Genomic DNA, 12,084 nt, shown 5'->3' on the forward strand with positions numbered 1-12,084 from the left:
GTGTTATGATTTAGTTTGATTAATAAATGTTTTAAGTACTCTCCCAAGCTGAGACATTAGTCTTTTAGCCATCGTATGGTGAGCCGGTACATCGGGATATAACAATTCAAATTCACAGGCATTACCAGAAAGCGCAACCAAAGTAAATGGTATATCATTCCTTTCTCTGGAGCCCAATACTTTTAAACGGTTTTCATTACCCAGATCAGTGCCACTACGGTCACCAGGATAGTTTTCGAATACGACAAGACTATCCATTTCTCCTGCCCATCCATCATTTCTCAACGCTGTTAAAAGTCTTCCAGTTGACAAGGTCTGATCCTCCAGTATTTCGCCAAATCTTTCGCGTACCTCAGTTAACAAGGCTGAAATATTATCCTGAACAGTTACAAGAAAAGGCATAGTATTCATACAGCAACCTGCTGTAAAAACTATATCATGGATTTCAGGAGGACGAACAGTAAGCACCACTCCAAAAAACACCTGATGTTGTCTGGTTTGATAGGCGATCACCAATGACCAGGCACAAAGTATAATTTCAAAAAGAGTCACCTGTTGCTGAGTTGACAAATTTTCCAGCTCAGCGGTTTCACTAACTGTCAATGACAAACTTAAACTGCAGTATTTTTTCTGTTCGGTAATTTTAGGCAGATTAAAATTCTTTGGAGAGTTATTTTCTTTCAGTCTTTCATACCAGCGGGAGAGCAGTTTATCATTATCCCGTTGACTCCACCATTCCAGATAAGAACTGACTGAAGGTGCAGGTAGCGGCAAAATACCGTTATCGGATAACGCGAGATAAGATCTCCCCACCGTCTCTATGACAAGATTCAGGCTCCAGCCATCAAAGAATAAATGATGATGTGACCATATAAGTCTCGTACCATCACTTCCATTAACCAGATATAAGCGGGAATTATCGCCATTCAACAGCTCAAATGGTTGATTTATATCTTCCTCCATTATATGCTCACCTAAAGATTCAACAGTTTGTTCTTTAGCTGTATATTCCCGCCAGAACAATGATTTTCCAGGTGATATAAGGAATAAAGGCGTATCTCCCTTTTCAAGATCGACCTGACAAGAGAAGATATCATGTACAATTGCCGCATGTTCCCAGGCTTTTCTCAATAAAGGCACATTAATTTCACCTTCCAGCGAAAAGAGTATCTGAGTATGATAGAATCCACTATCCGGTTGTTTCAGGCAAAAACTAAGAATAGACTCCTGAAAAGTAGTCATAGGGGCCCATCTCTTAAAGTGACCGACCGAATGCTCCCATATATTTAACATTCTGGAGACCAGAAAAGACGCCATATTCTCTCCAAGACTATGATCACAGTCTGCAGTTACTTCAATTGCATCAGTCCTGATTACAAATTCTATGGCAACAAGATGTGAAGGTTGTGTTTCTGTTTCTGAAAATTCCTGAATTAAAACACTCTTATCAGTATCTTCTGGTTCCATTATGATATTGATTACATAATCTGCGTCTGAGATAACTTCCGGAGTTTTAAGTGCTGCTGAGCTTGCAGATAACCACCCATCAAAGGTCATTTCTCCCGGACTGATACTTAAATTTTTAAACCCTGTCAGCCAGCCAACCGTATAAGAGAAATCAATTCCATCACTGACATTCCTCCCATCATTTTCCAGTGCTATAACTACCTTTGCTATAGCAAAACAGTCTGCAATAGCTTGTGCGGTAACGGCTGTCAATAGTGTTGTCCGCTCTGTTCCTGCATGTTTTATCATATCAATTACCTTTGGAGGTAATTGCTGTTTAACTATTCGTCTTGGCTCAGATGACAGTTCCAGATTAACTGCTAAAAGCTTGTTTTGAAGACACCATATGCTAAAAGGAACCGGTGCTGCTAACCGGATCATCCCCATATCAGCAGCATAAGCTTGCTGAAGTTCACTCATAATAATTGTCCAGGACTGAAAATCTACAGCAAGATGATGAATAGCAAGAACAAGTTCATTTGCATTCCTTTCCACAAAAGCAATACCCGACATTATTCCCTCACCTGTACGAATCTGTTTTGATGCAATGCTCCGTGCTGAAATAAGATTTTCAGCGACAGGAATACTTTTGATCAAAACTGGTTTGCCGGTGAGCAGTTGCCATTGATCATCATCCTTTTTCAGAATCAAAGACAGAGAATCATGACGTACAAGTATCATATTCCAGATCACAAGCATTTTTTCTCTGTCAATTCTATCTCTGAAAGAGAGTATTTTACACTGGATACCGTCAGTTTCAGGAGATTTACAGACTTGCAGAAATCTTTGTGAAGCATTGCCGGAAATCACAAGAGTGTTATCAGAGATCAGTACGGGGACAGCAGATAAATTCTTACGATTCCTGATTTCAGCAGCCATATTTTTTATCGTAGGGAACCGGAAAAAATCCGCAAGGCTAATGATGAGTCCTTTTTTCCTTGCCTTTGATGTAATCTGGATTGCTGTCATGGAGTCTCCCCCAAGTCTGAAAAAATTACCTTCTATACTTATATCGCTATGCCCAAGAGCCAAACACCAGAGTTCTTTTAAACAGGATTCTTCATCAGTTATCAAATGATCTCCTGCTATTGTATCGGCTTTGTCCAGCACTGGTTCAGGCAACTGCTGAAGATCTATTTTCCCATTAATATTTAACGGAAACTCCTTTAGCAATACATAAAATTTGGGAATGACAGCAGCAGGAAGTCCCATTTTCGCTGCATTTTCCAATTCTTCCCTTAACAGAGCAGCGTCAGTACTGTGATCATATTTAATGTAAGCCGTCAAACCTGAATGATTTTCATTTAGCTTTCTAAGCATGACTAAAGCCAGTACGACTCCCTTTACCAGAGATAAAACATGTTCTATTTCTCCCAGTTCAATACGTACTCCGGATATTTTCACCTGACGGTCACCTCTTCCAATATATTCTATTGAACCATCCGCATACATCCTGCCCCGGTCTCCGGTAAGATATATCCTTCCACCCTTTCCCGGCCATGGCCGGAAAGCAGCCGCAGTTGCACGTGGCATTCCGAGATATCCAGATGTCAGTGCATCTCCATATAATCCTATCTCTCCGGTAATACCACGAACTACCGGTTCCATCATTTCATCCAATATAACAACGCCGGCCCCATCCACCGGATTTCCAAGAGGAAGCCCATAAGGCAATGGAGACGATCGGTCACCATGCCAGCTTAATATAAATATTGATGTTTCCGTTGGGCCGTAGCAGTGTTGCATCGGCACCTCCCTTTCATCAAGAAGTCGTTTTAAAAGGGGTTTTGAAGTAGCTTCACCTCCGCAAAATACCAACTTTACAGACCGGCCTTCTGAAGGATTTAACGCATCCAGGAAACTTTCCAGAATACTTGGAATAAAATGAACATGTGTTGCACGTTCTGATTCTATAAACCTGATCAGAGATGGCATATCCTGAACCCCATTGTTATCTTCTACCAAAAGTCTGGCGCCTCCCCATATCGGAAATAGCATTTCCCATATTGAAATGTCAAATCCCGGAGATGCGGTATGTAAAAAAGCATCCTCCGCTGCAAACGGAAATGTTTTCACAGACCAATCCAGCAGTCTTTGCAGACCACGCCATGGACAAATGACTGGTTTTGGAACTCCACTTGAGCCAGAGGTGAAAAAGATATAGGCAGTAGCAATACTATCTACTCTGCGCTGAGTATTAGTTTCTCTGATAGATCTGACCTGAATAACACCCAGGTCGTCTTTTTCAATAACCGCTACCGCAGAAACAGCTTTAAACATCACTTTCTGCCGTTCATTTGGTTGCTCAGGATTAATCAGCACAGGAATTGCTCCTGTTTCCCATAACGCCAGTAAAACCGGAAGATAGTTTACATACCTGGGAAGCAGAACAATGACGCAGTCACCTGCCTTGATGTTTGCCTCTTTTAAGATATTTATCAGATCATGCGCTTTATTGAGCACGTCCTGACCAGTTAATTTACAATCCTTACCCTGAATAACAGGCAGCAGCAGCTTTTCCCTTAATAATTTTCGCAGATGCTTTGCTAAAAAATCCGGCGAAGCGTCTGTTTGTATGACTTCCCCCTCCAGCATAGCAGCCATAACACTTCCATATGGTATTAATGGAATATTTTTTATCAGTTGATCTCCTCCCTTTGTCACAGCTCTAAGAAAAGTACCAAGAGAATTAACCCAGCACTCCAGTAAAGAAAAGCTATACATACTTGCACGTCCCCGCATTGAACAGCAAAGCATTCCATCCTCTTCAATGCGAATTGAAATTTCAATATCAGCTCTCACTGTTGCTGGTTGCTGAGGTTCATTGACAGCTCTGATTTCATCAAACACCAAAACCTTCTTTTCACGTTTATCCTCAAAATCAAATAACAAGGGTAACGCCTGCTGAACTATCCCCCCTGCCCTTAAAGTGGTAGCCAGCTGCATTGGCCCTATGGGCAAATGATCAAGGATCCAGTCTAAATTATCGCCAATATTGCTATATAAATCATTAAATGTCATCCGCTTATTAATTCCGGATCGCAGGGGTGCTACACAGGTAGATAATCTCAATCCCTTAATTCCGTCGTTTAAACCGACAGCAATATTCAACAGGATATCTGCAGAGTTCGTCATCCGATGGAGCCATGCCATCGTTAAAGCAGCAAAAAAAGTATAATTCCCAGGTCTTTTGTCTTCTTGTAAAGGCAAAAGTTCATTTATATTTATCACTGGTTTAAAGGACGCAACCATCGCTCCTGTAGCCAGTCTGTCACCCGCAATATCGGGTGGCAGATTAAAATCAGAACCAGCCCCTGAAAGGTAATTCTTCCATGCCAGCAGCTCATCCTCTCCCGATAAAGGTAAAGCAGGTGGAATCATTTGTGAAATGGCAGGTATAGCTGTTCTGTTTGTATATGCATTTGCCAATGCCTGCATAAAGACATCGATCCCCTGACCATCCAGCAGACTATGATGAACATTCAGTAAAAGTGTTGAAAAGCCACTTTCAGAAGATAATAAGCTTAATTTTAAATAATTTTCTTTTTCCTTTTCCAGGATATGATTTAAAGCTTCCGGAATAGATTTATCTGCCCACCTTGAGTGACCATTTTTCGTAATCAGTGTTGAACGCAAAATCGGATGTGCCGACAAAACAACTCCAAGGGCTTCTCTCAGACGGATCATATCCAGACCGTCTTGTAAATTCCACTTTTCCGTTATCCAATACGGAGATGGCCCTTGTGTCAGTTGTTCATCTATATGAATGGCTAATTCCAATTCCGTAAGTGACCAGGGATCATCCTGCTGATTAACCTGATCAGCCACAGAAGATGGAGCAAGTTTAATCAATTTTGCAATTGCCCCTATCGTTCGGGCCAGGTAAATATCCCGCACACTAATCTTCACATTTAGTCTGAGATTTGCTAATGATATCAATTGCAGAACAGCAAGCGAATGGCCTCCTGCATTGAAAAAATCATCACTTTCACAAAACTCTTTATAGCCTAAAACATCTTTAAACAGATTTATTATTTTATCCTCAATGCCAGTATTATCAGATTTTTCTTCCACAGAAGAAGTCGTCAGAGATTGCCTCAATGATTCATAGTCCATCTTCCCTCTCGAAGTAAGAGGAAGCTCTTGAAAGCGAACAAGAGAAGGATGAGCAGCATAAGGCAATACGGCCAAAGCGTTTGCCATCAAATGTTCCGTATTCTCTGAGCCTCCATCCTGGATAAATACAGCAATATGTTCCAGCGATGCTCCATACGCTATAACAGCACAGGGGCATCCGCCAAAAGCATGAGAAAAAACATGCTCTATCCCATCAAGTTCAATACGTACCCCTCTGCGTTTTATTTGTCTGTCACCACGACCGTTGAACAACAAACTTCCGTCCTTTTGTTTGATGACCCTGTCACCTGTAAAATACATCCTGGCACCCTTTTCATTCACAAAGGGATCAGGAAGAAAACTTTCAGCAGTTTCTTTAGGCCGGCCAAGATATCCTTTCGCAAGCATACCACCTCCAATGTACAGATCTCCTGTTATCCCCGGGGGAAGAGGCTGAAGACTTTTATCCAGCACATAAAATCTTACTCCGGCTCTTGCATGACCAACAAGAGGGTGAGTTTGAAGCATACCGGAATTCAGGAATACAGAAGCCACAATAATGCTGGCCTCTGATGGTCCGTAAGTCGTTAAAAGCTGTGCTGCCGGATGAGCCTGTTCTAATAGAGATAACCAGATTTTTACCGCAGCGTTGGTATAGCCTTCCCCTCCTATGACTACTAATCTCAAACAATCAGGTAATACCAGCTGACCGGCGTCTAATTCAATAGCAGTAAGATTGAAAAATCCCGTCGGTAAATCTATAACTGTAATTTTATGCTGATGGCAAAATTCAACAAATCCGGCAGCAGAAGCACTAATATAATTGTCCCTTAAGATCAGAGTTGCACCTACTGAAAACGTAGGTAAAACCTCTTCCAGCATCGCATCAAATGCCAAAGAACAAAACTGCAGCACCCTGTCAGCAGAAGTAAGTTTAAATTTACTGATTGCCCAATGTGTGTGTAAGCAGATATTTGATTTCGATAGTAGAACCGGCTTAGGACGACCAGTAGTTCCAGAAGAAAAAAACAGTATTGAACCTTCAACTATATCAGTATCATTTAGTTTAGCATAAACTCCGTTTAGAATCTGGTTTGTAGTTACTGTAATCACATCTTTTAGTTCAATGGTACCATCAGTAATTACACAATTAATATTTCCTGCTTTAATGTTGGAAATTGTACTGTTGTAATTTTCAGGATCAAGCAGAGCCACAGTTTTCCGGCTTCTCATTAAGCCAATCAGCGCAGCAATCATTATAAACGATCTTGGAATACATAAACCAATCATATCCGGCAACTCAGAAGATGCATCAGAAGCCCATTCAGCAATTTTTTCTGCCGTATCTTCAAGTATACTGTACGAATAACTTCCTCCATCAGGTTCAATTATTGCTATGCTCCCGGGAAAAAGGATTGCGCGTTCTTTGATCAGCTTTAATATATCTCCTGATGCCGTATTTTCTTCTTCCTGCAAATACTGAGTTCCCAAAGGGATAGAAGAAACAGGAACCTGAGGGGATGAACTAACCACCTGTAAAATATGTAATACTGAACTGAGCATTCCTTCCGCTGTTTCCTTCAAAAGCTGAGCAGGATCGTAATCCAACGCCAGCATCAATGCTCCATTCTCTGGTTGAGCCAGCAAAGAATGACATAATCTGGAAGGGTAAGCATCAGGCATACCGAGTGATATTGAAATCTGTCCGTTCTTTAATATAAAAGGATCGTGCCACGCAAAAACTGCATCAAAAATACTTTCATCTGCCTGACCGGATGTCCTGGATACATCGAGTAAAGGTAAAAATCGCTGGGGCAGCAGCTCCATCAGCTGATGCTGTATAAGCTTTGCAAAATCAAGAAATCCAAGGTTTGAAGGATAATCTGTATGAAACGGTACCATATTAAAAAAGCACCCTGCAGTTCTGGGCTCATCTAAGATATCATGCAGGGAAAAAGGGATTCCAATAGTTGTTCTTTTTTTCCCCTCGACACGGAGTTTCATTATATAATACGCCGTTAACACTATGACCTGTGGTGAGAGTCCGGCGTCACGTCCTTTCTTTTCCAGCTGGTTCCAGCAGGATGAATCAAGGACTGCCACTTCCCGCTTCACACTGATAGCCAGATGTCTGGAGCTATCCACCGATTGAGATGCAGATAATCCTGAAACTGAATTCTGCTGAACAGATTTAAGATCCCCTTGCAGACCATCAAAATTATTTAATATTTCTGCTACTGCGTTATGATAAGTGCCTGCCGGAAGTAAAGGGCTATTTGTATAATAAGAGAACATATCTCCAATTAATAATTCAATACTCTTTCTGTCGGCTAAAACATGATGAAAACGCAATAGAAAAGTAGTTACACCGGGGTTTTCCTGTTTAATCTGAAATGTAATTTCATTTTTACCATAAGGATCAATCGGTTCCCGCGTATCTGTGATATAATCAATGCCTGATGAAATACTTAACAAAGGATTAAAAACCTGATGAAGACGTTTATCGTTTTCATTGGGATTCCTGATAATTACTCTAAAAGTATCATGACGGAGTAATGCTTTTTTAAAAGCCTGATAAAGACGGTTTAAATCAGGGTTATTTTCCTCCAAAACCACAGGAACCTCAATAGTGTAGGCTGCATTTGATCCCAAAAGTTCACAATCAAATAAAATTGCCTCTTGCATTGGTAAAAGTGAGCAATTTGGCAACAGAAATGATACTTCCATAACTCTTTACGCGGATTGAAAATGGTTACTAATTATTTGGTAAAAAAATTTCCCCCTCTGAACTCTGGTTAAAATAAATCCTTTCCACTTAGCCTCTTATTATTTAAAACTGCTAAAACGTTAACCCCAGCCACTATCCACTAAAACACAAACATTATCTAATTTATATATTTACAATCTACAAAACAATATATAAATTCACAAAATATATACAGAAATTACTTCATAAAATTAAATAGTAATCATAAATAACAATACATTTCTTTATAAATAAAACACTAATAACAGATCACGGACTCAAAATGGACATTATACTGATTTGCAGGTTAATATTAGAATAATAACTATTTCGGCCGGTAACATTGTATTTTTACCCCTTTAAGAAGAATAATAAACAATTGTTAATATTTTTAATAGCAGATCAGGAAACCCCGGAGAAAGCGCAGGAAATTTCCATGACTGTGTCGTAGATCTTTTGTTCTAATTTATCATTTAATGAGAAATCGCTGGCTGCAGCCACATCAGAAGAAATTTTCCTGTAAAGATTCATTGTCAGAATAATAGACTGAAGCATTTCATTCATACCGGAATGAGGAAAAGAATGGGATAATTCCTGATAGAGCACGGGATCACACCATAGATGCATCTTTTTTGCATTTGGATAAATATCGGCTGAATGATCATGAATTGCCGTATACCATTCCAGCATTCTGACTACCTGACTTTTCATCAGATTATCCATCTCCAAAATGGTATAGTAAAAATCCTTACGAACCATTTTTGCAGCCATTTTATTAGTTGTTTGCCAGAATCGGTTATAGTTAGCATAAAAATTCTTTTCATCTACAATCCCGGATTGACCTGTATAATCATGAAGTATGCTTTGAATTCTTTCTGAAACCCCTTGTTTAGCATAAATCAATTTATATCCCTTATGTAATGCCTGATAAAAAGCACGATGAAAATAAGTGTTACATTTTTCAACATCCAGACTATCAATCAGCGTTACATTTAGACAAAAGCCGTCTTTAAAGAGAAGATGTATGATGGCTCCGAAACCATCCCCGGAACGGGACAGACAAAAAATATGGTCAAAATATTTATACCATATATCTTTTTCCGCGTATTGATCCGGCTCTGATGTAATTAAAAAACAATCAATTTCCAAAGTCAGGCTATCCTTGTAGCAGAGCTCATGGGTAGTAAACAGGATGGCATGAATATCATTCCGGTCTCCGGCTATACTGTTCAGGTGCCCAACGACTTTATTTAAAGTTGTATTTGTTCCTAGAAACTGCTCCTGGCTGAAAGCATGAAGTACTTCTTTCTCCAGGGGTTGATTAATTGTATATCCTTTACTGGCTGCAACCCGGTGCGAAAAATTAATATAAAGCCGCATGGTGTGTAAAACAGCCTTTCTTATCTCCTGCTTACTATTATAGGAGAAAATATTGAACAAATCTTTAACTATGGCAGGATCACACCATTCTTTCAGTTTAGCACCATCGTAAAACACGTCATAGCTTTTATCATTCTTCTCCAGTAATGTCTGCCATTGAAGAACAAGAATGAGGTTCCTTTTAAGGATGTTATCCAAAGTGATCATCGCATACTGAGTTTCATCGCAGATTAGCCAGGTATTCACTTTATAGCAGGTTTGCCAGAACCGGTTATATTGAGATTCAAATGTGTTTTCATTTAAGATCAGGTTTCTATCTTCATTCCCCCCTTCATATTTAAACATCAAATCAATAGTCCGTTGAACATCAGAGGCATCAAAAACCATTTTATATCCTCTTTTTAATTGATAGTGGATGCGATAGGTATAGGTATCAGTGAGCTTTAATAATTGTGCCGGTAAATTAAGCGTATCGCCAGTCTGCCGGTACTCCACCATTTTTGTAAATACTGCAATGTCTATAATCAGCAGATCCAAAGCCGGTCCCGTCTCCATCACTAATTTATTAACCTCTACATAGTTAACAAGATCCCGAAAAACTACCCTTGATAATACATTCCCCAGATCTGCTGTCCATTGACTATCATTTTCATTAATATACTTTGAAGGAGAAGACGTAAATAAGACAAGGTCTACATCTGAATATTTATCACTTCTGATATTGCCGGAAGATCCGAAAGAAATAACGGCTTGTATGTCTTTATTATTTTCTATGAAAATTTCAAAATTAGGTGTCATATTTTATAATTATCAAAAGCTAAATCTTTACAAATTGTATTTCTTTGATAAGTTATAAAATATTTTAATGTTTATAAGGAAATATTTATTTCAATTTCGATTATTATTATCTCCTGTAGAACCAACCAGAGTAATTGCAAAATAAAACGTGTACTTGTAACGCTCATACAATTCAAAATTTCTTTTTTACAATTATGTATTTTTGTCTTTTGATTTATTCATGCGCAGTTTAGCAGATAAATTCCATTTCACGAATTAAAAAAAAGAAACCAAAGGAGCTAAAAAAAAATGACTATAGCCACAGGCACAGATTACGCAAACAGATTACTTAACAACATCCAAACCTCATTAGCGTTGAGATCCCGCATCCCATATCTGGATATGTTAATGGAGTTAAGACAGGGCGGGATGTCATTATCCACTGAAATCTTAAATACATCATCAAACTTTGGAAGTTTTGACTCAGCTTTAAAAGAGGTCCTGGCTATCTTACATATCAGTAACAGTAAGCTGATGTCACCTCCCGATATTTCCCCTTTACACCTGACAGTAATCTACCAGAATTTATCCGGCAACATTACCATACTAAGCGAAGTACTTCAAGATCACTTAGACCATAAATTATCTGATGCGGGTAGCAGTGAATCCGTTTCAGCGGACCTTCTATATAAACTTGAGACCATCAATAACGCCGCGGTCTGAACTTAAAAGGATGAGTCGTTTTTAAGCATATCCTACCTAAAAAGTTCAAAAGCAGTCTTCATTGCCAGCTGTTTTTTCTGCCATTTTATAGGGCCATGAATCGGGCAGTAAGTCAACAAAAGTTCTCTTTCATTGACGATTATCTTCCTGATTTCTAACGGAACATCTTCAGAATTATATGCTCTTACCATTGTCAATGAGGACTTATATTCTTGAGGGATTTTTTCCAGAAAAGCATCCCGCGACAAACTATATACAAATATGATCTGACTGACACTGCTTTTCAGAATTTCATCAAATACGTCTCCTTCAAATATTGTCTCTTCAATTTCAAGATTAATATCCTTTGCATCCTGTTTTCTACGTGAGATTTTTGTAAAAACGTCTATAAAGCCTATGCCTTTTGTTTTGCAAAATTGAATTTTCTTTACAGCATTTTCAGCTCTTTTATCATCCTGCGAACTGTCTTTGAAAGCAAAGAATAACTCCGTACCGAACACCTTATCAAAATGTTTCCAGAATTGATTTCTTGAACCTGGAAAATGTATGTAACCAATGCGGCCAGCATATTCGCCTTTTGGAGGAAAAGTACCGCAAACAATGGACTTTGTATCGCTAAACCAGATTCCTCCCTCTTTATATCCGTCTTTCTGAACCTCATCTTCAGCAAGTCCCAGCTGAATACTTACGCCTTGCAGCGTTAAATACGGATGCTCTTCTATTTCTTTTGCATTTGTCCTGTTCATATCAGCATTAAAGACTTTGTATATTTCAATAACTGCAAAGCTCCCCTGTTCCCTCTGTTCAGAGCCTTATAAAGATAGGCAACCTTCAAA

At 39.2% G+C, this 12,084-nt stretch carries 4 protein-coding genes; 1 reads left to right on the forward strand and 3 read right to left on the reverse strand.

The features are described from left to right. Nucleotides 1–3 precede the first annotated feature (3 nt). Together PL_RS05585 and PL_RS05590 are read right to left on the reverse strand one after the other, a co-directional pair. Nucleotides 4–8,307 carry an AMP-binding protein gene (locus PL_RS05585; RefSeq protein ID WP_041879997.1) on the reverse strand — a complete coding sequence of 2,768 codons (8,304 nt, stop codon included), beginning with the start codon at nt 8,305–8,307 and terminating at the stop codon, nt 4–6. A gap of 463 nt (nt 8,308–8,770) precedes the next feature. Further along, nucleotides 8,771–10,546 (reverse strand): aminoglycoside 6-adenylyltransferase, encoded by a 1,776-nt coding sequence (locus tag PL_RS05590; RefSeq protein ID WP_041879995.1) that lies wholly within the window; start codon nt 10,544–10,546, stop codon nt 8,771–8,773. 288 nt (nt 10,547–10,834) lie between these two features. Between PL_RS05590 and PL_RS05595 the strand changes: the two genes are divergently transcribed. Further along, on the forward strand, nt 10,835–11,248 hold the full coding sequence (locus tag PL_RS05595) for a hypothetical protein (protein WP_152620272.1): 414 nt from the start codon (nt 10,835–10,837) through the stop codon (nt 11,246–11,248). Between the two features lie 32 nt (nt 11,249–11,280). Here the strand turns inward: PL_RS05595 and PL_RS05600 are convergent, their stop codons facing one another. Further along, the gene (locus PL_RS05600; protein WP_041879992.1) at nt 11,281–11,994 is read right to left on the reverse strand and encodes a hypothetical protein; all 714 of its coding nucleotides are present in this window, start codon (nt 11,992–11,994) and stop codon (nt 11,281–11,283) included. Nucleotides 11,995–12,084 lie beyond the last annotated feature (90 nt).

This window comes from Pedobacter lusitanus, assembly GCF_040026395.1.
GTDB classification, from domain to species: Bacteria; Bacteroidota; Bacteroidia; order Sphingobacteriales; family Sphingobacteriaceae; genus Pedobacter; species Pedobacter lusitanus.

What these genes read in the sequence shown, in the direction of transcription:
- PL_RS05585 (WP_041879997.1), bottom strand. Translation starts at nt 8,307, where the DNA reads ATGCAAGAGGCAATTTTATTTGATTGTGAACTTTTGGGATCAAATGCA.
- PL_RS05590 (WP_041879995.1), bottom strand. Translation starts at nt 10,546, where the DNA reads ATGACACCTAATTTTGAAATTTTCATAGAAAATAATAAAGACATACAA.
- PL_RS05600 (WP_041879992.1), bottom strand. Translation starts at nt 11,994, where the DNA reads ATGAACAGGACAAATGCAAAAGAAATAGAAGAGCATCCGTATTTAACG.
- PL_RS05595 (WP_152620272.1), top strand. Translation starts at nt 10,835, where the DNA reads ATGACTATAGCCACAGGCACAGATTACGCAAACAGATTACTTAACAAC.